Here is a 22,285-nt window from a genome sequence, read left to right on the forward strand (position 1 = left end):
CTGCCACTGGCGTCGCGGAAGCAAGCCCCGGCACACCCACAGGTCCGGCTGTCATGATCACATTGCCCGCTCCGACCGGGCCAGATCCGGTCGGCGTCACCGAATGGCATCTCATCGATGCCGATCGCGCCGATCCATGGGATCCCGGCCACCGACGCGAACTGATGGTGCAGATCTGGTATCCAGCTGACGACGCCAACACCTCACCCCTGGCACCGTGGATGCCGCCGGGCGCCCGAGAAGAACAACGCTCCGGCCTGACCCAGGCCGGTGTCGCTTCGGACAGCTGGGCGCTCGCGCCCAGTCATGGCCGCAGCGACGAGCCGGCCCGAGCCGGCGGCGGGCGGTTTCCGATCCTGCTGAACTCGCCAGGATTGGACGACACCGCCGGGCTGAACACCTTTCAAGCCGAGGACCTTGCGAGCCACGGCTACGTCGTGGTCGCCGTCAACCACACTCACGAGGCATTCGCGGTTCAATTCCCCGATGGGCACACCGAGCACAGTGCGGTGCCGGTGGATTCGCCGCTGAGCGTCCTGTCCGACCAGTTGCTTCCGACCCGAGTCGCCGATACGCGATTCGTTCTCGATCAACTCGCCGCCGCGGCCGGACATTCCACCGATGCAGGTCCTGCGCTACCGCAACACCTCGCCGATGATCTGGACCTGACGAAGGTCGGTATGTTCGGTCATTCTCTCGGAGGATCGACCACCGCTCAAACCATGCACGACGACGCGCGCGTCGCCGCCGGCGTCAATCTGGACGGCCCCGTACTCGGCTCCGTTGCCACCGACGGTCTCGATCGGCCGCTGCTGATGCTTGCCAGCGACACCTCGCCGTGGTTCGGCCACTCTGGCTGGGAACCGTATTGGGCAACCAACACCGGATTGAAGCTGCCCCTCCGCATCGCAGGCACCCGCCACATGTCCCTCACCGACGAACAGGTGATCGTGGCACAACTGGCCATGGCGGGCCTTCTGAGCGCAGACGTGAAGAACGATGCGATCGGCTCGATCAATGCAAACCGCTCGGTCGACCTCCAACGCGCCTACCTGCTGGCCTACTTCGACGCTGCTTTCGGTCGCAGCGATACGAGCCCCGCGGAAACCCTCGAGCGACTCGCGCAGCCCGAAATACTTCCACATCTGTGACCCTCTGCCATTCGTGTCTCGACAACCATTGCGCCACTCCGTGACCGGACCGCGCTGACCGAACCGGTCAGCGCAGGGCACGGACGGCCGGAACCTGGTGCGGCGCGGAACGTCCGCTACTCAGGAATCTGTTGCCTGGTTGCCATGTGCCATCCCGAACAGGCATGGCACATCCGATTGCTGTTGCCCCTGACCGGTCGGGCCAGTGGCAACAGCGGTGACTGTCAGTGCGGTGCGATCGGCTTCAGTCGTGGCTGATGACAACCTTTCCGAAGCCGCCACCGGATTCGATGTAGGCCAGGGCCTGCGGCAGCTGGTCGAAGGCGAAGACGCGGTCGATCACCGGACGCAGGCGGTGGACGGTGAGGGCCTGTGCGAGGGCCTCGAAGTGGGCGCGGCTGCCGGTGGCGATTGGCCGCACTACCGCGCCGGTGTTGAAAAGCAGTTCAGGATCGATCGGTTCGGCGCCTGCGTCGCCGGACAGCCAGTAGCCGATCATCGCTATCTCACCGCCGAGGGCGGCCGCCCGGATCGATTTCCACAGTGGCCCAGCGCTGTCGACGATACGGTCGGCGCCCATGCCTCCGGTCACCTCTCGCACTACCTGGTACCACTCGGGCGTGCGGCGGTAGTCGATCACCTCGTCGACACCCAGCTTGCGTAACTGGTCCGCCTTCGCGTCGCTCGACGTCGTCGCGATCACGCGCGCTCCGGCCACGACGGCCAACTGCGCCGCGAACAACGACACCGCCCCTGAGCCCAGCGTCAGCACCGTCTGGCCGGGACGCAGCGGCTGGCCGGCGGTCAGCGCATGCCAGGCGGTCACTGCGGCCAGCGGGAGAGCGGCAGCCTCCGCATAGGACAGATACTCCGGGATCCGAACGAGCCCTTGCTCATCCAGCACCGCATACTCGGTGAGCACGCCGTCGATTAGGGTGCCCAGCTGTGCGGCGGCGTCGAGCCGGAACGGGCCGTCGACCCACCGCGGGAACACTGTGGCGGCCACCCGGTCTCCCGCCTCGAACCGCGTGACGTCCGGTCCGACCGCAACCACCTCACCGACACCCTCGCATCCGGGGACGACACCCGGCGTGATCGGCAAGGGGTAGTTGTTCGCCATAACCAGCAGATCACGAAAACCCAGCGCGTTCGCACGGATCCGCACCAGCACCTGGCCCCGGCCGGGAGTGGGCACCTCTCGCCGCTGCAGCGTCAACCCATCCAACCCGCGCCCGGGCTCGAGCCGGTAGTGACGCATCCGAGTCGACTCTGCGCTCATTGTTCTTGTTCCTCTCGACGAACGACCCGACAACCCTGCGCCGCAGCACATCCGCCCGACAATTCCCCGCAGGGTATGAAGTGCGTACCGCGACCGATGCCCGCTCGGGCTGCGGGATCTGTTGCAGCAGTTCAGAATTCCCAGGCTTGCAGCACAATGCCAGCAACGCGGCAGCATTCGTCAGCATCGTGGCGGGATCGGGCAGTCCGCAGCTATCCCGCCGGCAGGCCCCGAGCGTTGACGGCCGAATGCACGCTCATGGCGCATACCGCGCTGGCCGAACCGGCCGGCGCGGGGCGCCGGCGGCCGCACCCGGGCTCACTACGCAGCCCGTCCCGGTGGGGTCCGGTCGAGGCCCTTCTCGTCCAGGCGGGATCTCGTCGTGGTCGGTGTCGGTGCGCACGAATGCCGCGGTTCGGTATTGCGCGGCGTGGTCGCGCAACACCGGATCGCGGAATAGATCATCTAGCGTTGCAGGAACTCCAGGGTGGTGCGTTCGAACGCGTCCTTGGCCTCGAGCATCACCCAGTGCCCGCAGTTCGGGAACACGTGCAGCTCGGCGTGCGGGATGCTGCGCATCGGCAGCAAAGCCATATCGAGTGGAGTCTGGCGATCATCGCGTCCCCAGGCGAGCAACGTCGGGCACACGACCTTGTGCATCATCGCCCAATACGGTGGCGTCTCAGTGTCGGCCAGCGCTCGCCGACGCGCCTCGAAAGCCGCTGCGCCGTACATGGATTTGATCGATGCCAGCGCATCCGGATCGAGCGCGGTCTGCCAGCGCTCCTCGATCAACTCTTCGGTGACGAGCTCCGGACTGTAGGACATGCACCGTATCCAGCGGATCAGGTTCTCCCGCGTCGGCTGCTCGGTGAAATCCTGCAGGATCTGCGACCCCTCGCTGAGGGGCTGGGTGAACAGGTTGGGTCCCACCCCGCCGATGCAGACGAGCTTGTCGACGCGGCCCGGGTGGCGGATCGCCAGGTTCAGCCCGACCACCCCGCCCAGCGAATTCCCGATGACGGCGGCGGATTCGATGCCCAGCGCGTCCATGAAGCGGAGCACCGAATCCATCGCGGTCAACACCGGATTGCCCGGAACCGGGTCGCTGACCCCGAATCCGGGGAACTCCAGAACGTAGCAGTGGTACTGCTTCGCGAAGGCTGCCAGGCTGCCGCGATAGTTCCGCCAACCGCTCACGCCGATCCCGGAACCGTGCAGCATCAACAGCGGCGGCCCGTCGCCGGCCTCGTGGTAGCGCAGAACGCCCGTGTCCGTGACCAATTCGCGTTTCGTGGCTTCAAAGGCTGTGTCCATGACCTCAAAACTAGAACGTGTTCCTAAGATCAATATGTGCAATCAGTAAGGGATACACAGGATTTCGTTGCTCTGACCCGTTGATCAGTGTGCACCGAACTCGAGAATGTCCAGCTGTTGCCATGCGGACCGGGTCGGCAGGTCCGGCTACCGCCAGTGGTGGTCGCCGAGCGCAGCTGCTTCCGAACCACCATCGGCGAAGATGACCTGACCGGTTACGAAATGGTTGGTTTCGCCGGCGAGCCAGCAGATGAGTTCTGCAACCCATTCCGGACGGCCCGGGAACCCGCCGAAGGGTTGCGGCGCAGCAGTTTCGACTGCCCTGCGCACGTTGTCGTCGGCGAATATCCACGCTGCCGCAGGAGTGTCGACAACACCCGAGGCAACGGCATTGAGCGCTATGCCAACTCCGGCCCACTCGGCGGTCGGAGCGACATTGCGCACCCAGCGGTTCAAGGCACGCTTGGCAGTCCCGTAACCAGCGGTCGCGCCACCGGCAGCCGGATCATTCGCCAGATACGCGACGGCGGCAGCCTCTTCGCCATCGAGGCATGCCTGCATGATGCGCTCGTCCGCGGGTGCCAGCGACGAGGTCGACGACACAGCCACCGCTCGGGGCGCGGGACTTTGGGCCAGCAACGGACGAAGGCCCTCCAACGTCGCGACAGTGCCGAAATAGTTCGTTTCCAGCATGCCGGTCCTGCCGCCGCCCGCGATCGCCAGCACCGCATCGATCGGACCGAGCTCACTCACCTGGTCGACGAGTGAGCGACGACCTTGGGGGGTGGACAAATCGGCTTGAACCTCGGCGTTGCCGAGATCGCATCCGATGACCTTGGCACCGCGTTCACGTAACAGTGTGGCAGTCGCCGCGCCGATTCCCGATGCCGAACCGGTAACCACATAGGTACGTCCGGCGGTCCCTGCCTGCGATGTCATTGCGCCCCTTGTCATCACCCGACCAACACCATGCACTCACACCTCATCGATGCCGGAACAACCCCGACACCCTACCCGTCGGAGCGGCTCAGGCGCTGATCCACCAGCCAAGAGGGTTGTCGTCTTCGTCGTAGACGTTGCCGTACCCCCATGCACAGCCGTGCTCGGTCGCCCATCCTTCGATTACATCCTCGATCGCAGGAAAACCGACCGCGACCGGCACTGTGATCACGATGAATCGTCGGTCGGGCGGCATCTCGACCACTCCGCCGAGCCGCTCGAATCCCGCAGTGAGAGTGCTGATCCCGACATCGGAGGGCGGCGTACCCGTCGGGTAGGCCCTCAGGCAGAGGTTTCCCCCACGCCGCAGTACTTCGAAACCGCCGTCGTCGAACACGCGAAGATGGTCTCCGGCGGCGAAATCGTAGGTCAGGCCGGGACTGCCGAGAATCTCATAGTCGTTGTGCTCCAGGAGCTTTGCGGGAAGTACCTCGTAGACAGGTTCCCCGGCAGTGCCTGCCCCAGCAAGCACACGGACATGCCTATGACCGCGGGCACTCTGATCATCTGACACGCGTGGATTCTGTCATCACACTGTCACGACACCCAGGCAACCCCGAAACGTGCGGTACCAGAGCCGTGATCCGTATGGAGCGCGCCTCCGCTTTCACGGCGCATCCGCTATTGCTGCATGGCGCGCTGACCGATTCGGCCTGCATGGGGCGACGGAAGGTCAACTGGCCGTGTCCATCCGAGGCCCCGCCGAAGCACCATCATGCTGCTTCCCAGGCTGATCCAGTCGGCCACGCTCCGAAGATCAACGGGCTGAGATCATCTCACCCGACTGGGTTTGCCAGCCGTGCACGGAAGTGCCGCGGAGGCGGAAACGATTCCGTGCCGCGTCGGCTACGAGATGGTCCGGACAATTCCATCGGCCGCGGACTGTTCGATGGCGGCGAGGAGCCGGTGGTGGCGCAGGGCTGCCTCGAAGCTGGGATGCGGCTGCCGGGATTCGGCGATGGCGCGGGCGACTTCTTGGTAGAGGGCTGCGATGTTGGCCGGTGGGCCGGACTGGACGCCGGCGGGGACGGTGCGATAGGTATCGGGCACGGGCAAGGCTTCGTCGTCGATCCGGATGTTCCAGTCGCCCCAGTGGATGAATGTCCCGGGCTGGGCTGGGGTGGCGGTCAACGTGCCGTCGCTGCCGACGAGCTTGAGGTGGAACCCGTCTCGGGCGGGCCCGTTGCCGCCGTGCACAGCGACGGAGGCGGTGGCGCCGCCGGCCAGCAGTCCGTGCAGCAGGACGTGGCTGGGCGTGGCGTTGGGTACGGTCTGCTCCGTCCCCGCGATGAGAACGCGGTCGTGTGTGCGAGGGAGTCGTGCGGTGACCTCGGTCAGCGGGCCCGCGACCCGTTCGAGTGCGGCCAGGAAATGACCGGCCATGATGGTCACGATGTTGGTTCCCGTCGAAGGATCCAGGCCGAACACCAGATTCGGCCATATTCGACTGCCACCGAAGGGAGCCCCTTCCGCCACCAACGCGACCGATTCGAGCGTGCCGATCCGGCCGTCTGCCAACAGATCTGCGGCGAAGCGGGCGCTCGGGGAGTGGTGGCCTTGCAGGACCACCGCGTGAACGACGCCGGCCGCGGTGGCGGCCTCGGTCAACTCGCCCGCTTCGTCGGCGTCGACGCCCAGCGGCCACTCGGACACGACGTGCTTGCCGGCGGCGAGTGCCGCCCTGATCACGGCGGCATGCCCGGAGGTCTTCACCGAAACGACGACCAAGTCGACCTCGGGATGCACGGCGAGTTCACCGGCGTCGGCGAAGGCGTGCCGTGCGCCGTGGGCGGCAGCCGCCCGGTCCGCGCTGGCCTGATTGGTGGTCGCGACCGCGGTCACGTCGAACCCCTCGAGCGCTGCGAGCGCGGGTAGGTGTGAGCTGTCCGCCCACCCGCTGGCCCCGACAACCCCGACTCGGATCATGTCCCACTCCTTAGTTATGTACCTTTCGGTAAGAAACTAAGTGGTGTGGCACGCACGCGCAAGCGGTAATGTACCGATAGGTAAAAAAACATGGGAGACGGCGACGGAGGACGGCATGCCCGGCGGACGCCCACGCGCATTCGACGCAGACACCGCACTCGACCGCGCGCTCGAGGTGTTCTGGCGGCAGGGTTACGAGGGCACCTCGCTGGCCGACCTGACCGCCGCGATGGGCATCAACAAGCCCAGCCTCTACGCCGCCTTCGGCAACAAAGAGGAACTGTTCGGCAAGGTTCTCTCCCGCTACCTCGACGGTCCCGGCGCCTACGCCGCCGACGCGCTCAACGCGCCCACCGGCCGCGAGGTCCTCGAGCGGCTGATCCAGGGGGCCGTCGACCTGACCGCGGGTGAGAACACACCCCCTGGCTGCCTGTGCGTCAAGACCGTTCAAGCCTGCGGACCCGGCGCGCACGCCGCACGCCAGGACGCCGCCGCCGTACGAAAAGCCGGCGAGGCCGCGCTGCGCAGGCGGCTCGAGCAGGCCACCGACCTGCCGTCGACCTACGAACCGGCTGCCCTGGCCGCACTCGTCCACACGATCTCCGACGGCATCGCCGTCCAGGCCGCAGCCGGGCGCAGCCGCGACGAACTGCGGCAGATCGGCAACTCGGCGCTGCGCGCCCTCCTGAACGAAGGCACGTAGACCGCGCCGCCATGAAATCAGCTCCGCCGCTGGGTGGGTGTGCAGTAGACGTGCACCAATTCGGTCCTGGCGTTGGCCCCTGGTCCCGGATCGATCCAAGGCTGTACGGGTTCGGCGTCGGGGACGCCGGTGGCGCTGAGCGGCGGCACCGGCAGGCGCGGGAAGAGGAACTTCGCACCCTCGGGTGTGGTGGTGACGGATCCGCCTGAGGGCCTGCGCCATTCGACGGTTCGGTCGGGGTGGTGAAGGACCTGCCAGCCGTTTGCTCCGTTGTCGGTCGACGGCCCGGTGTACACGGGCAGGAGCCTCACCGAAAACTGCGGAGTGGCGTTCTGTGCCCGGGTCGGTGCCGTACTGGCGATGCTGAAATCCGGCACTGCCCAGATCACCGCCCTCGCAACCGTGAGCAACGACCACCGGTTGATGCCCCCGTGCGGGAGGTCCCGGGAGATGCTGTTCCAGCTGCACCGTGAGAACCTGCGCGCCGTCGTGGTCCTCGACGGCGCGCTCGTCACAGTCGCGGAGCTGCTCCCGATGCGGTGGCAGGAGCTTCGGGACGACTGATCCACCGCTGAGCTCGTGCCCAATGGTCTTGGGGCAGAACGCCGTACCTCAGTCGGTAGCGAGGCGGGTGGGCAGAGGAGCGAGAGAGAAGTTCTTCCAGATGTAGGTGTCCATCTGGTGCTGGTCCAGGGTCAGGTTGTCGACGCGGTCCACTTTGCCGTCGGAGTTGAAGTGCCACACCAGCGCCCACAGGGTGTCGACCTGGCCTTCGCCTTCGGTCGAGTAGCCGCGGTGGATATCGACGACGTATTCCTCGTTGGCTTCGAGGAAGAACGTCTCGGCCTTCATGCCCGCCTTGGCCAGCTGGGCGAAGAAGGCCAGGACCTCGTCGAGTCCGTGCTTGGTTCCCGAGAGCGCATGATGCCCGGGAATAGTCCATGCGATGTCGTCGGCCAGTACCGCCCTCATGCCGTCCAAGTCGTAGCGCGCATATGCCTCGAAGAAGTCGCTGATCGCCTGGATCTTCGGGTCCTGCTGTGTCACCGCGTGATTCCTTTCGAAGAGGGAATCCGCAGTCTGCGTCCGGTCGCTGGCAGAACGCTGGCAGTGGTCGACAGCGACGGACGCCCACATCACGACCCAGGTCGACCACCCTCCGGGACTGTCCTGGCGGTGGGCGGCGGTTCATGGATCGCCGCGGTGATTTCGGGCTGAGGTTGCGGTGTGAACGCCGCCGCCCCGAAGAAGAGCGGCGGGAATCGCGAAGATCGACATCGTCGCCCCACCGAGGAACGCCAGCACCGACCAGACCGGCCTGCACCCTCCGTGGCGCGCCAATTGGATGCCGACGACGGTCACGATCAGCACCAGAATTCCGCCCGTCCAGCCGGCCAGAGTGACGCCGATCTTGATCTCGGACCAGCGACCACCACCACACCGTGATGCGCTGACTCCCTCCGGAGATCCACGAGCTCCATTCGCCAGACACCGCGAGAGGGGCGGCCATCGAACGAAGAAACCGGCAGATACCGTGCGGTACCTGCCGGTTCAGCGTCGGGTTCGACGAGTGGACCCGGACGACTCCGGGGTCAGCGGGTGGCGATGATCGCCGAGCCGTGACCGAAGAGACCCTGGTTCACCGCGATACCCGCGCGCGCGTTCTCCACCTGCCGCCCGTCGGCCTGGCCGCGCAACTGCCACGTGAGCTCGCAGATCTGCGCGATCGCCTGCGCGGGGATGGCCTCACCGAAACAGGCCAGGCCGCCACTGGGGTTCACCGGCACCCGTCCCCCCAATGTGGTTGCGCCACTGCGCAACAGCTCCTCCGCGCCACCCGTTTCGCAGAGCCCGATGTCCTCGTACCAGTCCAGCTCCAGCGCGGTGGACAGGTCGTATACCTCCGCGAAGGACAGCTCGTCCGGCCCGAGCCCGGCCTCCTCGTACGCGGCCTGCGCGATGGCGGAACGGAACGCGTGCGGCGGGGCCTCGACGGCCACCGCGGAATCGGTTGCGAAATCCGGCAGATCGATGACGGTCTTCGGGAACGTCGGCGTGACCGTCGACAGCGCCCGGATGCGGACCGGGTCGGCGATGCCGTGCCGGCGCGCGTACTCCATCGACGTCAGCACCAGCGCCGCGCCACCGTCACTGGTCGCGCAAATGTCGAGCAGCCGCAAGGGATCCGACACGATCGCCGAGGCCGCGACCTCCTCGGCCGCCACCTCCTTGCGATAGCGGGCATACGGGTTGTTCAGGCCGTGGCGGGCGTTCTTCACCTTGACCGCGGCGAAATCCTCCAGCGTGGCACCGTGCAACGCCATCCGGCGGCGGGCGTAGAGCGCGAAGTAGATGGGGTTGGTCGCGCCGAGCAGATGGAAGCGCAGCCAGTCCGGATCATCGCGGCGCTCACCGCCGACCGGCTGGAAGAAGCCCTTCGGGGTGGTGTCCGCACCGATCACCAGCGCCACATCGGTCAACCCGGCCAGGATCTGAGCACGCGCATTGGCAATGGCCTGCGCACCCGAGGCGCAGGCGGCGTAGCTGCTCGAGATCCGCGCGCCCGACCAGCCCAGTGCCTGAGCGAAAGTCGCGCCCGCGACGAAGCCGGGGTACCCGTTGCGGATGGTGTCCGCGCCGGCGATGTACCCGACATCGAGGTGGTCCACCCCGGCATCGGCCAGCGCCGCACGCGCCGCGACCAGCCCGTACTCGACGAAGTTCCGACCCCACTTGCCCCACGGGTGCATGCCCGCACCGAGGACGGCGATGTCCCGATCGTTCGTGTCAGTCATTGACCGGCCTCCACATCCATACCGTGTGCTCTGCCTCGTCGTCCTCGTACAGCGTGCCCACGGCCAATTCCACCGGCATGCCCACGGCCAGATCGTCCACGGTGAACCCGCGCACCACCTGTCCGAGAATCACCATCTGCTCGACCTCGAGCTCCACCGCCGCAACGACATACGGCTCGAACGGATCCGCCGAGACATAGGGCGCGGGCGGCTTGTACCGGGCGTCCGCGTACGACCAGATCCGGCCACGCGTGGAAAACAGGTATTCGGCCAGCTCGGAGCCGTCCTTCGCACCCGCACAGCGCGGGTTGCGACAGGCCAGCGTGTTCCGCGGGAAATACGGTGTGCCGCAATCCTTGCACCGGCTCCCCTTGAGCCGCACCACACCGTCGTCCGCAGTGAACCAGTCAGCCACAGCGGGGCGTTGTTCTTTCTGCACAACCCCGACGGTATAGGAACACGTTCTACTTTGGGGCCGAATTCCACTCCGCGGATCCGCGCCCGGAGGTACGGTGACTCCAGATTGAGGATGCCCCGACACCCTCGAGTCGATCTGGAGTACCACAACGCGATGGGCACCAAAGCCATTGACCCGCAGTCGATCCGCAACGTCACCCTCCTCGGCGACCCCGCCGATACGGCCCGAGTGGCGCAGCACCTGCTCCGCGGTTCCGGCGACCCCACCTCCAGCCCGGCTTCCACGCTCCACTGGGCAACAGACGGCATCGAGCACACGATCCGCCTCGCCGAACTGTCCACCCGAGCCCCCATCGCAGCCCTGCAGCGCTCCGTCCGAGTAGCCGACGGCGTGATCGCGGTGGTCGACGCCGCCACAAACCTCGCCCCGCGCCTCGAAACCATGCTGCGCGTAGCCGACGACCACCAGGTCGCCCGCCTCTGCCTCATCACCGGCCTGGATCATCCCGACGCCGACTTCGACCGCTGCGTCCACGCCATCGCCGACACCCGCGGCGCAGCCGCCCTCCCCCTCCAGATCCCCATCACCCCCGGCCCCCACCTCGAGGGCCTCATCGACCTGATCGCCCTCTGGTCCCTCGAACCCCTGGCCGCCGAAATCTATGGCAACCACTGGAAACTCGCCGAACCCTGGCACCGCAATCTCGCGACGACAGTGACAGCCCAACGCGTCAGTACCGCTACCCCCACCACCCAGCCAGAGCTCCCCCGCGACCAGCTACATCACCGAATCCGCCACGCAACCCGCATAGGCGACACAATCCCGATCCTCTGCAGCTCCGAAGCCCCCACCCCAATCCTGGACGCCATAGTCCGATACCTCCCGTCCCCATTGGATGTCTGCCAACCAGAACACGCCCTCGACTACTGACCGCCGCCGCCCTCGCCGCGAATCAGCGCAGCGCTTTGCGCCGCTACACCCATCGCGGCACCGTAGTCCGCCGCCCGGCCCGAGCCGGCGAACTCCTACCCCGCCCCCTCGGAGTCAACACGATCGCCGTCGGCGCAGCCCTCCTCCGCTGGACCCGCTGACGCCGAGCAGCGGTATCGGCCTGAAGATTGCCCCACGAAAAATCTTGGCAGACATGCGATTTCAACAGACACCCCAACGGAATTCGGCTCCGATCCCGCCGTCACCGGACAACGCATTTCGCCGACAACTGGGTACAAGTGCTTTACAGATGCTCAATCGGTTGAAACGAAATATCGCGTAAGCTGAAAGCGGACGCGCCGTACTGGTCACGCGGCGACCGGAAACTACTCGCATCGAGGTGAAAGAAGCATGGCCTCCGATGTTTCATTACGGCCCAGGTGAACCTGGCCCAGGTAATTGTTTCGCCAGCAGGCGAGAACGCCAGTAGTTTCTGGTTTCATCCTGCTCGGGCCGGGCCGAACCCGGAAGTAAGAACAAAGAAGAAAGTACGATCATGCGTAGAGCAACGGCGCTCTTCGCCGCATTACTGTTGGCCATCCTCTTTTCCATCACCTACGCGACGAACCCGGCGGCTCGGGCCGATGGCTGCACCGGCGACTGGGCCATCGGAATCGGCGGATCAGGCGACCCATCGGTGTTCGCTCCGTACGTCGACCAGTCCGTCGGGTACGACCCCGCCGATCCGATGCCGGCGTTGAACGAACTCGACCGGCTCTTCTGGTCACACCGCACTGAATGTCCGCGCGATCATGTCCGGTTGATCGGGCACAGCGAGGGTGCGGGCATTCTGCATGCCTGGGTCACCGCCCACCAGGATGCCGACAATGCGAACGCCATTCTGCTATCGGATCCCAAGCGCGCTCCGGGACCCGGTTCGGGTGGGCTGTCTTCGACTCCCGGGAATTGGCTCATCGGTTATCCACTGGCCGGTGTCGACGATTGGTTCGGCAACATCCCGGTGCTCACCGTATGCAACCGCGACGATCTGATCTGTGACACATCGGCTGGTTGGTGGGGCTACGTGTTCGCAGGAGCGCATGATCGCTACGATTTCAACGTCTGGGACTACGGCGATTGGAATTCCGGCGTCTGGTACCGGTAGTCGATGATTCGCGGGATCAGAGTCGAAAGAATCCAGGGTGCTTATGTGGAAAGAAATCCGCTATACCGCAAGTTGAATTAATTTCAGCGGCCATCGGCCCACGACGCGGCCCTCCGCGGAGACAGGCCCGGCGCCTCGAGGGGAACAACCTGTTGCAGGGCAAGGGTTCTCAGCAACGCTGCAGGGAAGCGCAGTCACACCCACCACCCAATCGACCCGGGTAGTGTCTCCTGCTGGTCAGCAAATGGGGTCCAGTAACGAGAGGAGGGCGTGCTTGATGACGGGGTCGATCACTGACCGTTTCAGGATCACCACCCCCTCGGCGCGAGACGGTCATGGCTGCGAGTCCGCCCGTGCCGCAAGGTAATCGGTCAGTGTCTGACCACGAAGACCGCACTGTCGCCGTAGTCGGCGAGGTAGGCGGCACCGGTGCCGGGGTCCACCGCGGCCGCCGCTGTGGCCCCGCCGGACCCGGGGATGGGGGTGACCTTGTGGGTGTCGGCGTCGATCGCCATCGGCGTCAGGTCGAGCGTGCTCGGGTCGCCGGTCACCGGCAGCACCCCGACGTAGAGGATGCGGCGGTCCTGGTCGAGGGCGATCATGCTCGGGCGGTGGGCGGGGATGATGCCGGTGACCCGGTTCGTGTGGGTGTCGATGGTCGATACCGAGTTACCCACGTTGTTCGCGACGTAGAGGGTGCCGGAGCGATGGTCGAGCGCGAGGCCCAGTGGCGCCTGGCCCACCGTGACGGTCGCGGCCACGGTGTTGGTCGACAGGTCGAGCACCGACACCGAGTTGTCGCCGGCGTTGCCGACGTAGAGCCGCGAGCGATCGACATCGACCACGACGTCGATCGGCCGGATACCCACCGCGATGGTGGCGGTCACGGCGCGGGCGCGGGGGTCGATCACCGACACCGAACCCGGCTTCGACCCAGTGCGTACACCGGTCTGGCCCTGCGCGAGCGGATCGACGGTGGCGTTAGTGACATACACCAAATGGGTGCGGGGGTCGACCGCCAGGTTGTCCGGGTTGGCCCCTACGGCGACAGTCGCGGTGACGGTGTTGGTGTTCGCGTCGATCATGAAAACCTTGCCGGCGTCGGCATAGTCGGTCACGTACACGGTGCGAGTTTGCGGGTCGACCGCCACACCCATCGCGCCCGGAACGTTTTCGATAGTGGCGGTGACAGCGGGGGCAGTGCCGTCGAGAACGGAAACGGTACCGCTGGAAGAATTCGCGACGTACACCTTGTGTGTCATGGGATCGACCGCGACGCCCTGCGGGTTCTTCCCGACGGCCACCGGGCTGACAGTGAAGGCCGGCGAGCCGTGCGGTGACGGTTTCGGCCACATCAGGACCACAGCGACCGCAGCGATGATCGCGACCGCCACCGCGGCAACCGCAAGCAACCGGCGGCGGACGCGGCGCTTTCGGACCGGAGCCCCCGCCACCACCGCCGGCTCCGTCGTGTGCGCATGCTCGGTGCCTCCGACGGCCGGGATGCCTTCCGGCACCATCTCGGATTTCGGCGGTGCGGGCGGCGATGAGACGGTTGCGGTGAGCTCCTTCGATGACGCCGCCAGCGCGTCGTTGGCGGCAGCGGCCAGCTCACCACAACTGGAGTACCGGCATTCACGGTCCTTGGCCAGGGCACGTTCGACGATGACATCGAAACCCTCGGGCACACGCACTTCACAGTGCTTGCTGGGCTTGGGGACCGGCAGGCTCACATGCCCGTACATCAACTGCGCGGGGGTGCTCCCCGGATACGGCAGAGCCCCGGTCAGCATCCGATACAGAGTCGCACCCAGGGCGTACACGTCGACACGGTGATCGACCGCCACGCCGATATCGAATTGTTCGGGCGCGGCGTACTGCAGACTCGCCAGGAGCATCCCGCTGCGAGTAAAACCGCCGGTTTCATCGAGAGCCTTGGCGATACCGAAATCCGCGAGCAACACCCGCTCGGGTTCACCACGCGACGCGTCGGTCAGCAAGATGTTGGCCGGCTTCACATCACGATGCAACACCCCATGCCCATGGGCGTAATCGAGCGCAGCCGCGGTCTCGGTGACGATCCACACCGCCCGCCCGACCGGCAACGGCCCATCCCGCAACAACCCGGCCACATCGCTGCCATCGACATACTGCATCGCGATCCACAACTGACCACCCTCGTCACCGCGGTCGTAGACGGCGACGATATTGCGATGGTCCAGCCGGGCAGCGGTATCAGCCTCGCGCAGGAACCGGGCACGCACATCCTCGTCATCGGTCAGAGCACGGTTGAGCAGCTTCAGAGCGACCAGGCGCGGCAGATTCGGATGCTCAGCCAGATACACCGTGCCCATACCACCCGCACCCAGCCGACGCACGATCCGATAACCAGCGAACACGCCCCCAGGCTCCAACGAAGCACCCATCGCTGAGGACCCCTCCCTTCCGGGAACACCCTCAAACCGACACCCGACCAGCAATATCCAGCCCACGAATCGGGCACCCACACCGGCAACAGAAACCTCTCAACAAGCATAGGCGCGGACACCGGCCACACGAGATCTCGAACCGGTCGGCCCGCTCGAGTCCGGCCGGATGTTATCGACCGCGAGGACACGGCCGTAGACCGACAGGATCGATCACCTGACCAACAACGGGGGTATGAAACGGCAAGCCCGGCCACGCCCAGGAACGCGTGACCGGACCGCACCCCGGAATGTAGAAAGAAGCCGTGCCGCGCATCGCCGTCACCCTGATGGTGATCTTCGGGTTCATCGGTTGCGCGCTGAAACTGCGCCTGCTGGCCGCCACCAAGGCAATCATGAGGCCGTCCGCACGCCACAGCACCGGCGGGAGGCAATGAGCCGGCCTGCGACACGATCACCGTCCACCGTCCACCGTCGAATACGGCGAGATACACTTCCGCACCGGAAGGGTGCTCCTCACTCACGAAATTTCTGTCTTCAGCAAACAGGATTATCGCAAGTCGGCGTACGGATGCCTCTTCGGTAGTTATGACACGATCGGAATCCTATGCAGCATTTGGCATGTGCCGCTCAAATCCAGATGCAAACCGACATACGACAAGATCAAGGGCGGTGAATCATGAACGGTGAAAGTATTGCTCAGAGTGAGATCGGCCGAATTCTCGGCCCGGGCGAGAATATGCTGTGGGCCGGACGGCCGAGGCAAGGGCTGGCGCTGCAGGCAAGAGATGCGTTCATGTTTCCGTTCAGTCTCGTCTTTTGCGGCCTCGCGGTGTTCTTCGTAATCAGTGACGTGGCCGAGGGCGCATCTCCCTTCCCCTTGCTGTGGGGAGGGGTGTTCTTAATGGTCAGTCTCTATTTCCTGCTGGGGCGTTTGATTGTCGATGCCCAGCGTAGGGCGCGCACCTTCTACGGTGTGTCGAACAGGCGGATAATAATCATTTCACGCCTTTTCGGATACAAGGTGCAGACGTTCAATCCGCGTACCCTCGAACATTTGTCCATCACAGAACGTTCCGGAGGTGACGGCACCATTTCGTTCGCTGCGATCAGCTTCTTCGATCCCCGGTGGTCCACCGTCTTGTGGATAGGCGCAAGCCCGCTTCCGGCGTTCGAGATGATCGAATACGCGAGAAGTGTTTACGAGCTCATCGAGAGGACTTGGACTCCGCAAGACTAGTGGCGCGAGTATGCGGATCACAAGCAAGTCGGGAGCCGTGTGCAAGCTGCCTTTTACGAGTCCGCGGGTGGTCTCCGACACTCCGCCACCGCTGCACTGCCCGAGTTGCTGTCGTCAATAAAGCCCCGACGATATGACGAGGGACGCTTGGGCCTCGGTCTCCGCCGTTCGCGCAGGGAGTAGATCGTGGGAAGTAGATCGCGCCGACCCTTGCAGACATGCCCGAAGGCCGTGCTTCCGGCCAGCAATCGGCAAACATTCGCTGCTACGCGGATGCCAACACGAACAGCCATCAAGATCGGAGCTGATACACGAAAACCCAGGTGTGACCTGGATTTTCTGGAGTGGGCGCAGAGGGGATCGAACCCCCGACCGCTGGTGTGTAAAACCAGTTCAGTGGTGGACGAGACCAACACAGAGTCCGCCTGCGAGTTCAATACAAAAATTGGCGCAGGTCATCGGACTCGGAGTCGCTAGACCTGAGGACTCAATGGCACGCTGCATCGCACGTCTGGACAGATGTCTGCCCCAGATCTGCCCCACGCCTGTCTGTTAGCTGCCCCACGTTCAAACCGCCCTGTCTGCGGGGTGTGCCCCCAACCACGACCGCGCCGTCCTCAGGCGACAGTCACGAGTGGTCCGGCATCAGGCGAGATATGGGCACCCTGCTGAGGCGGCGCATGATCAGCAGCTGTCATGTCTCCCGATCTCAGATACCTGCGCTTCCCCGGGAACGGAGCTTGTCCACCGTTCGCCACCCATCGGGGTGGTCCGGAAATACTTGGAAGCTCCGGTCGGCACAGCTTCGCCGTGGTACCGAGCGGCCACTAGAGTATCGGCATGGCCGAGATAGATGCGCAACCTAAATCCGTACAGGTTTTGTACGAATGGTATGTAAACAAACGCCTCCAGGTGAATCGGCGGTACCAGCGAAAACTAGTCTGGACGTTGGAAGAAAAACGCGAACTCATCGAATCCGTCAGAAGTAATTATCCAATTCCTTCTGTCTTGGTTGCGGAAATTTCCGAGAACCGATATGAGATTATCGATGGACTGCAACGCCTGTTTTCTATCTTCTCTTTTCTCGAAAACTCCTACTCAACCACAGACAATAAGTATTTCAATATAGATGAATTCCCGGCCGCCAAGTTGCGATCCGAAGAGATTCAATTTCCCGATACCTCAGGCGGGGAGAAGATCTCCCGAGCCGAAGTAGTCGCTATCATCGGCTACAACTTCCCGATATCAATCATGCGAGATGCTTCAGAAATTGAAATTAATGAGGTATTTCGTCGAATCAATACTTACGGCCGCCGACTGAGTGAGCAGGACCGACGCCAGTCGGGTGTACAGGACAAGTTCGCAAACATGGTCAGAAGGATCTCCTGCTCATTCCGAGGGGATTCCTCCGCCGATCTTATTGATCTCGGTTCCATGCCCTCCATCAGTATTGACCTTCCGAAAACCAATCACGGATATGCGATCCAATCCGATCAGACATTTTGGGTCAGGGAAGGAATTCTTCGATCCACGGACTTGAGGGATAGTGAAGATGAACAATGTATCGCCGACATCGCAGCTTGCATCGTCGGCGGACAGCTAATTAACCGCTCGAAGGAGGCTCTCGATGATGTCTATCGCGAGCACAGCAGCGAGAACGTTCGCCTACAGGAAGCACTGGCGTACTATGGCGAAGAAAAGTTCGTTGAAGAACTTCAGTATTGCGTCCATGAGCTTGAAAAGTGCTGCGAAGCCGGTAAGCCTACGAAACTGAAAACGCTCTTGTTTGAAACATCCAGCAATAACAGTTTTTCAGCCATATTTGCGGCTGTCATCATTACCCTTCACGGAATCCTGATAAAAGAGAAACGTAAGATATCAAATTATACGGCAGCAAAGGAAGCACTCAATAATCTGAATAAGCACATCGATACCGGCCGAGGGGCGACTACGGTAGCTAAGCGGGAACGCAATATTCAGATTATATCAGGCCTGATAAAGCCACACACAGTAGCCGACGACCTCGGCGCGGTGTACACGAACCACTCCTACATTCAGATAGACGAACTCATCCAACGTTCGCAGATAGAATCTTCCGGATACGAACTTAAGCAAGGTCTTCTGACACTTTCCGAGATCGGCCGAAAAAAAGATCCATCCATTATTGAAAAGGTTTGCAAGAATATATGCGCGATTGCAAACAACGGACCCAACCAAGATGGTGTCGTAATGATAGGGGTTGCGGACAAGAAGTCAGACGCTGACAGGATTGAAAAACTCGACGGCATCAGCCCGAAGCTTGTGGGAAAGAAGTATGTGGTTGGCCTCAGTAGAGAGGCTAAACAACTAATGATATCCAATGAGGACTATTTCTCCCTTTGGAGGGATGGAATTGCGAGTTCAGCATTGAGCGACGCATTGAAGTCGGACGTACTGTCTAATATGACTTGGAACAATTATCATGGTCTAGGTTTGATCGTCATAACGATACCAAAGCAGAAAGACACGTCATACTTTGACGGGGCTGTTTACACCCGAGTGGGGGACACTCTAAACAAGGCCACGACAGCGGTGGATATCGTCAACGTGTCCAGGAGGTTTACATAGCAGGGATCATCTGTGTTTGGGTAGTTCACTGACTCCGCATCGGACCGCACCGGTGCCGTCTCAATCGCGCGCGGTGCTGCCCCGCCCCACGGCGCGGAATCCCTAGAACGCGATACTGGTTCAATCCCAGTATCGCGCACCAACGTTCGACCAGATCAGGCCCGGTTTTCGCCGGGCCTTTCTGCTGTCGTGAACTCAATGTGAACTGACTGGTGTGAACTCAATCTGAACTGAGCTCCCACCCCCAGGTTCGCACTCGGTACTGAACTCCCCGCCGCACTTGCCACAGTAGATCGGACCGTCCTCCATCACGCTCTTGGAGGTGCGAATCTTGCGGCCGCAGTCGCACTCGGCGGACAAGCCGTTGTTGTTGGACTTGCGACCGCCGCGCCGATTCGGTTCGCACCGACGGTAGGCCACCAACACGAACGCAAGCTCTTCGAGTTCATCCCGGTATACCTCACGAGTCCGGTCGGGCACGGTGGTGATCGACCATCCGATCTTGTCGTGATGTGCCATGGTGAGCCCGAGCTCCTCGCCGAGGGCACGGAATCGTTCATTGTGCCAGCGGCCTTGGCGGCTGGTGTCCTTGATCCCGCGCGTGACGGCGACGCCGTGAGCGGCTTCATGGAGCAGAGTGCCGAGCACATCGGCCGCGCCGCGCTGAAGCCCTTCCCCGCCGACGAACAACTCATGAAGTTCGTACTCGCCGCGGATCCAGCGGTTCGGCGCGAAGTGCCCGAGGGTCATTTCGCTGGTACCGGTTGAGCCAGCTCCCACGGTCAGCACAACGTCCGGAACGTCGGGGTGGTGGGCTCGGATTGCGGCCCAAGTGTTTTCAAGGGCGGTGACGAGTAGGCCGGTGATGGTATCGGAGTCGGTCATGATCTCCGGGTCCTTCCGATGGCGTTGACACGTACGTGTCAACCGGTCCGTGAGCGCGTTTCGGGTTCGGGGCCAGTGGTTTGACACGTACGTGTCAAGGGGATTGGGAGCCTCCGAGAACGTGGATTCCCTGGGCGCGCGACGCGTCCTCCGAGGGCAGGCCCCTCGGCCTGCCCCTCTCGCCTGCCCAGGGCGTCCAGGAGGCTCACGCTCAAGGGGCGAATTTCCCTCACCGAACTGGAACTCAAATCGCCTGACCGCAGGGGAAATTCGTCCCCTTGACGGGAGGTTGGACGCCCTTATCATGCGGCGTGCGCTCAGGGAATCCACCAAACCTGTTCGGGCGCAACGGGATGATGCCCATCACCGGACTCGGAACCGCCATCGGCCGCACCGGGACGGACCACCACTGCCGGGTACCTCACGCGAGATTCCATCACTTTGCCGTACGCAACAGCACGCTCACCCCCCCGGATCATGGTGCTTGACCATTCTCTGGAGGGCCTCGGTGCGATGTCTAGAGATGAAGCATTTCCCGAAGCCCGTCCGAATTAGTTCAAAATACCCAGATTGGCAAAGATCATTGAGATGACTGCAAACCTTGCCCTTAAAGTCGCGCCTCATGTTGTGAGCGACTTTGTCCAACAACTACATCCAACCTGATCAACACCGGTTCCCGTCTCACAGATAGCGGGTTAATCCGAAGGATTATTGAGATCTGGCGGCTGCTCAAGATTCTGCTCTCTCTTTCTCTGTTCCGCCTTGAGTCGATGCACTTCAGAGGCAAATTCTTTGAGGGCCTCGTGTGGATCTTCGATGTGCTTGTAGCGGCCTACGCCAATTTCTAGAGCCTCGATTTCATATTCGACATCGTCGGCCGTCTGCTGTAGGTAAAAGCTGCGTTCTTTGAACTTAAAATAGGCCATGAGGCCACTTGCAACGCCGACTGTGAAAGTGAGTGCGAGAACTGCCCACCGAAGAAACCCGAACTCGCCGGAGACTCCCGAGGCTGCCGTCGCAGCCAATGATCCGACGATCAGTACGACCTGTAGATTATTGTTCGTCCGACGATACTTGGAACCTTCCTCCCGGAAGCGTTCAACATCGGCGCGAGCATCCTCTTTGTAAGCTGATCGCCGAGTATCAATCGGAACGGATCGTAACGTATACAGGGACTTCCGAGAATCTATGGCATAGTCAAGAGCGAGTTCTATTTGATCGATACTCCTCCTCTTGTCATTCGAGAATATTCGCCGAAGGAATGATGTTTGCCACACCCGCAAACCGTCTGGGTCCAATATTCCTGAACCCTCACCCGAATTGACCTCACTCCCAAACTCGCCTGGCCTCGCACGCTCTACCGGTCCACCTGGATGAGTTTTCAGATAGTAAGATGCGATACAGAAAGCAATCGACACCGGTATTGCAGGGTAATAGATCGCCTTAAGCAGGGTCGGGCTTACCTGAGGAACCCACCATAATGCATAAAGAATCAGGGCAAGGATCGGTCCTAGTGCAATGGAATAATTGGACCAAGATCTTCTCCGTTTCGCAAGTGCAAGATCTCGTTCATTTTTTCGTATCCTATGATTTAGGGCGATCTTTGATTCGGCGAATTCTCTATCGTCGACTTCTTTGCCGTCGACTTCTTTGCCGTCGACCTCTTCATTGCCGACTTCTTCATTGCCGACTTCGGCTTCCACTATTAGCCCACCTAGCTCTGTTCAAACAACTACGCCCGCGGCGTCAAAACGACAACGTCTTCGGAAATTTGAACCAGCCATCCCCCAGATCCAGCGGCAATCCCGCTGCAAAAGTCAATCATGCGTGCCGATTGCTCTTCGTCCATTTTGCCAATATCAATAGATATTACTCGCCCTAGTCTGTATTGATGCACAAGATCGCGGGTGGAGACGCGAAAGCTAATGGGTGCGAGGCGTGCAATAGCATTGAGATGCACCGTGGGATTTGAATGAATCCTCGGATCGTAAGAGTTTAGTTCCAATGCTTCACGCAATGCAGCCAAGTAACCTTCGCGTCCAAACCGGCGATATTTCTCCCCAGAACCTACAGGGATACTTTGATCCCGACGGCGTCTAATGGTATTAGACATCCACAACAAGGCAAGGGTTGCGAGAATGGCAAGCGGTGCCCAAAACACTATGCCAGTATTCTGCACTTCACCGCCCCCTTGTTACTGTCAACATCGCCCCTCGATACTGGAAATCAACCCAACGCCGTGCCGCGGATCTCGAGGAGGCGCGACAGAGTGTCGATCAGCTTCGCGACGGCTCTAACACCAGCCTGTGCTAGTGACAGGCAGTCGCTCGTTCCTTGCGAAACACGTTGATAGTAGCGGTAGTTCGGTCAACGCGGGTGGTTCAGGGGTTCCGCGACAGCGATACGGAGGGTCAAGTGGATACGTGCTCGATGGGTTTCGAACC

Annotated in this window: 22 protein-coding genes and 1 tRNA gene; 8 read left to right on the plus strand and 15 right to left on the minus strand. The window is 62.5% G+C overall.

The genetic code is table 11. The annotated features are described in order from the left end of the window. Positions 1 to 53: 53 nt before the first annotated feature. The gene (locus ACIRRA_RS12760) at positions 54 to 1,151 is read left to right on the plus strand and encodes an alpha/beta hydrolase family protein (RefSeq protein ID WP_402766756.1); all 1,098 of its coding nucleotides are present in this window, start codon (positions 54 to 56) and stop codon (positions 1,149 to 1,151) included. Positions 1,152 to 1,395: 244 nt separating this feature from the next. On the opposite strand, the gene ACIRRA_RS12765 is transcribed toward ACIRRA_RS12760, so the two are convergent. The 5 genes from ACIRRA_RS12765 to ACIRRA_RS12785 all read right to left on the minus strand — a co-directional run bounded on the left by ACIRRA_RS12765 (position 1,396) and on the right by ACIRRA_RS12785 (position 6,672). Continuing rightward, on the minus strand, positions 1,396 to 2,430 hold the full coding sequence (locus tag ACIRRA_RS12765) for an NAD(P)-dependent alcohol dehydrogenase (protein ID WP_402766758.1): 1,035 nt from the start codon (positions 2,428 to 2,430) through the stop codon (positions 1,396 to 1,398). A gap of 465 nt (positions 2,431 to 2,895) precedes the next feature. Beyond that, a complete protein-coding gene (locus tag ACIRRA_RS12770) occupies positions 2,896 to 3,747 on the minus strand; it encodes an alpha/beta fold hydrolase (RefSeq protein ID WP_402767171.1) in 852 nt (283 codons plus the stop codon). Positions 3,748 to 3,894: 147 nt separating this feature from the next. Further along, on the minus strand, positions 3,895 to 4,686 hold the full coding sequence (locus ACIRRA_RS12775) for an SDR family oxidoreductase (RefSeq protein WP_402766760.1): 792 nt from the start codon (positions 4,684 to 4,686) through the stop codon (positions 3,895 to 3,897). Between the two features lie 88 nt (positions 4,687 to 4,774). Next, entirely contained in the window at positions 4,775 to 5,260 is a 486-nt protein-coding gene (locus ACIRRA_RS12780; protein ID WP_402766762.1) for a DUF4265 domain-containing protein, read from the minus strand. Positions 5,261 to 5,592: 332 nt separating this feature from the next. After that, entirely contained in the window at positions 5,593 to 6,672 is a 1,080-nt protein-coding gene (locus ACIRRA_RS12785) for a Gfo/Idh/MocA family protein (RefSeq protein ID WP_402766764.1), read from the minus strand. Positions 6,673 to 6,787: 115 nt separating this feature from the next. On the opposite strand from ACIRRA_RS12785, the gene ACIRRA_RS12790 reads away from it, so the two are divergent. Then, complete coding sequence (locus tag ACIRRA_RS12790; RefSeq protein WP_402766766.1) at positions 6,788 to 7,375, plus strand: TetR/AcrR family transcriptional regulator; 588 nt, start codon at positions 6,788 to 6,790, stop codon at positions 7,373 to 7,375. Between the two features lie 17 nt (positions 7,376 to 7,392). Here ACIRRA_RS12790 and ACIRRA_RS12795 read toward each other — a convergent pair whose 3' ends face one another. After that, the gene (locus ACIRRA_RS12795; protein ID WP_402766768.1) at positions 7,393 to 7,671 is read right to left on the minus strand and encodes a hypothetical protein; all 279 of its coding nucleotides are present in this window, start codon (positions 7,669 to 7,671) and stop codon (positions 7,393 to 7,395) included. Positions 7,672 to 7,735: 64 nt separating this feature from the next. Here ACIRRA_RS12795 and ACIRRA_RS12800 point away from each other — a divergent pair, with 64 nt between their 5' ends. Beyond that, positions 7,736 to 7,939 (plus strand): hypothetical protein, encoded by a 204-nt coding sequence (locus ACIRRA_RS12800; RefSeq protein ID WP_402766770.1) that lies wholly within the window; start codon positions 7,736 to 7,738, stop codon positions 7,937 to 7,939. A 48-nt stretch (positions 7,940 to 7,987) separates the two neighbouring features. Here ACIRRA_RS12800 and ACIRRA_RS12805 read toward each other — a convergent pair whose 3' ends face one another. The 4 genes from ACIRRA_RS12805 to ACIRRA_RS12820 all read right to left on the minus strand — a co-directional run bounded on the left by ACIRRA_RS12805 (position 7,988) and on the right by ACIRRA_RS12820 (position 10,609). Beyond that, positions 7,988 to 8,422, minus strand: coding sequence for a nuclear transport factor 2 family protein (locus ACIRRA_RS12805; protein WP_402766772.1), 435 nt, complete (start codon positions 8,420 to 8,422; stop codon positions 7,988 to 7,990). Positions 8,423 to 8,563: 141 nt separating this feature from the next. Then, positions 8,564 to 8,746: a hypothetical protein gene (locus ACIRRA_RS12810; protein ID WP_402766774.1), complete on the minus strand. Its 183-nt coding sequence runs from the start codon at positions 8,744 to 8,746 to the stop codon at positions 8,564 to 8,566. A gap of 221 nt (positions 8,747 to 8,967) precedes the next feature. Continuing rightward, a complete protein-coding gene (locus ACIRRA_RS12815) occupies positions 8,968 to 10,170 on the minus strand; it encodes a lipid-transfer protein (protein ID WP_402766775.1) in 1,203 nt (400 codons plus the stop codon). After that, entirely contained in the window at positions 10,163 to 10,609 is a 447-nt protein-coding gene (locus tag ACIRRA_RS12820) for an OB-fold domain-containing protein (protein WP_354838229.1), read from the minus strand. Before ACIRRA_RS12820 ends, ACIRRA_RS12815 begins: the two co-directional genes overlap by 8 nt. Positions 10,610 to 10,741: 132 nt before the next feature. On the opposite strand from ACIRRA_RS12820, the gene ACIRRA_RS12825 reads away from it, so the two are divergent. Both ACIRRA_RS12825 and ACIRRA_RS12830 read left to right on the plus strand, forming a co-directional pair. Continuing rightward, on the plus strand, positions 10,742 to 11,518 hold the full coding sequence (locus tag ACIRRA_RS12825; RefSeq protein ID WP_402766777.1) for a GTP-binding protein: 777 nt from the start codon (positions 10,742 to 10,744) through the stop codon (positions 11,516 to 11,518). A gap of 556 nt (positions 11,519 to 12,074) precedes the next feature. Further along, positions 12,075 to 12,683 (plus strand): hypothetical protein, encoded by a 609-nt coding sequence (locus tag ACIRRA_RS12830; protein WP_402766779.1) that lies wholly within the window; start codon positions 12,075 to 12,077, stop codon positions 12,681 to 12,683. 371 nt (positions 12,684 to 13,054) lie between these two features. Here the strand turns inward: ACIRRA_RS12830 and ACIRRA_RS12835 are convergent, their stop codons facing one another. Further along, on the minus strand, positions 13,055 to 15,082 hold the full coding sequence (locus tag ACIRRA_RS12835) for a protein kinase (RefSeq protein WP_402766781.1): 2,028 nt from the start codon (positions 15,080 to 15,082) through the stop codon (positions 13,055 to 13,057). Positions 15,083 to 15,414: 332 nt separating this feature from the next. Between ACIRRA_RS12835 and ACIRRA_RS12840 the strand changes: the two genes are divergently transcribed. Together ACIRRA_RS12840 and ACIRRA_RS12845 are read left to right on the plus strand one after the other, a co-directional pair. Then, the gene (locus tag ACIRRA_RS12840; protein ID WP_402766783.1) at positions 15,415 to 15,546 is read left to right on the plus strand and encodes a hypothetical protein; all 132 of its coding nucleotides are present in this window, start codon (positions 15,415 to 15,417) and stop codon (positions 15,544 to 15,546) included. 242 nt (positions 15,547 to 15,788) lie between these two features. Beyond that, the gene (locus tag ACIRRA_RS12845; RefSeq protein ID WP_402766785.1) at positions 15,789 to 16,349 is read left to right on the plus strand and encodes a hypothetical protein; all 561 of its coding nucleotides are present in this window, start codon (positions 15,789 to 15,791) and stop codon (positions 16,347 to 16,349) included. Positions 16,350 to 16,689: 340 nt separating this feature from the next. Here the strand turns inward: ACIRRA_RS12845 and ACIRRA_RS12850 are convergent. Further along, positions 16,690 to 16,777 (minus strand) — tRNA-Val (locus ACIRRA_RS12850). Positions 16,778 to 17,189: 412 nt separating this feature from the next. Here ACIRRA_RS12850 and ACIRRA_RS12855 point away from each other — a divergent pair. Next, positions 17,190 to 18,956, plus strand: a complete 1,767-nt coding sequence (locus ACIRRA_RS12855) for a DUF262 domain-containing protein (protein WP_402766787.1) — start codon at positions 17,190 to 17,192, stop codon at positions 18,954 to 18,956. 195 nt (positions 18,957 to 19,151) lie between these two features. On the opposite strand, the gene ACIRRA_RS12860 is transcribed toward ACIRRA_RS12855, so the two are convergent. The 3 genes from ACIRRA_RS12860 to ACIRRA_RS12870 form a co-directional block, all read right to left on the minus strand. Further along, positions 19,152 to 19,841: a hypothetical protein gene (locus ACIRRA_RS12860; protein ID WP_402766789.1), complete on the minus strand. Its 690-nt coding sequence runs from the start codon at positions 19,839 to 19,841 to the stop codon at positions 19,152 to 19,154. A 695-nt stretch (positions 19,842 to 20,536) separates the two neighbouring features. Further along, the gene (locus ACIRRA_RS12865) at positions 20,537 to 21,544 is read right to left on the minus strand and encodes an SLATT domain-containing protein (RefSeq protein ID WP_402766790.1); all 1,008 of its coding nucleotides are present in this window, start codon (positions 21,542 to 21,544) and stop codon (positions 20,537 to 20,539) included. 29 nt (positions 21,545 to 21,573) lie between these two features. Next, positions 21,574 to 22,020, minus strand: coding sequence for a cell division protein SepF (locus ACIRRA_RS12870; RefSeq protein ID WP_402766792.1), 447 nt, complete (start codon positions 22,018 to 22,020; stop codon positions 21,574 to 21,576). Positions 22,021 to 22,285 lie beyond the last annotated feature (265 nt).

The sequence above is a fragment of the Nocardia sp. NPDC101769 genome, from assembly GCF_044766925.1.
GTDB lineage: Bacteria > Actinomycetota > Actinomycetes > Mycobacteriales > Mycobacteriaceae > Nocardia.

Coding starts and splice junctions, on each gene's coding strand:
- ACIRRA_RS12800 (WP_402766770.1), top strand. CDS start 7,736: ATGCTGAAATCCGGCACTGCCCAGATCACCGCCCTCGCAACCGTGAGC.
- ACIRRA_RS12770 (WP_402767171.1), bottom strand. CDS start 3,747: ATGGACACAGCCTTTGAAGCCACGAAACGCGAATTGGTCACGGACACG.
- ACIRRA_RS12790 (WP_402766766.1), top strand. CDS start 6,788: ATGCCCGGCGGACGCCCACGCGCATTCGACGCAGACACCGCACTCGAC.
- ACIRRA_RS12765 (WP_402766758.1), bottom strand. CDS start 2,430: ATGAGCGCAGAGTCGACTCGGATGCGTCACTACCGGCTCGAGCCCGGG.
- ACIRRA_RS12855 (WP_402766787.1), top strand. CDS start 17,190: ATGGCCGAGATAGATGCGCAACCTAAATCCGTACAGGTTTTGTACGAA.
- ACIRRA_RS12785 (WP_402766764.1), bottom strand. CDS start 6,672: ATGATCCGAGTCGGGGTTGTCGGGGCCAGCGGGTGGGCGGACAGCTCA.
- ACIRRA_RS12825 (WP_402766777.1), top strand. CDS start 10,742: ATGGGCACCAAAGCCATTGACCCGCAGTCGATCCGCAACGTCACCCTC.
- ACIRRA_RS12830 (WP_402766779.1), top strand. CDS start 12,075: ATGCGTAGAGCAACGGCGCTCTTCGCCGCATTACTGTTGGCCATCCTC.
- ACIRRA_RS12775 (WP_402766760.1), bottom strand. CDS start 4,686: ATGACATCGCAGGCAGGGACCGCCGGACGTACCTATGTGGTTACCGGT.
- ACIRRA_RS12860 (WP_402766789.1), bottom strand. CDS start 19,841: ATGACCGACTCCGATACCATCACCGGCCTACTCGTCACCGCCCTTGAA.
- ACIRRA_RS12760 (WP_402766756.1), top strand. CDS start 54: ATGATCACATTGCCCGCTCCGACCGGGCCAGATCCGGTCGGCGTCACC.
- ACIRRA_RS12845 (WP_402766785.1), top strand. CDS start 15,789: ATGAACGGTGAAAGTATTGCTCAGAGTGAGATCGGCCGAATTCTCGGC.
- ACIRRA_RS12815 (WP_402766775.1), bottom strand. CDS start 10,170: ATGACTGACACGAACGATCGGGACATCGCCGTCCTCGGTGCGGGCATG.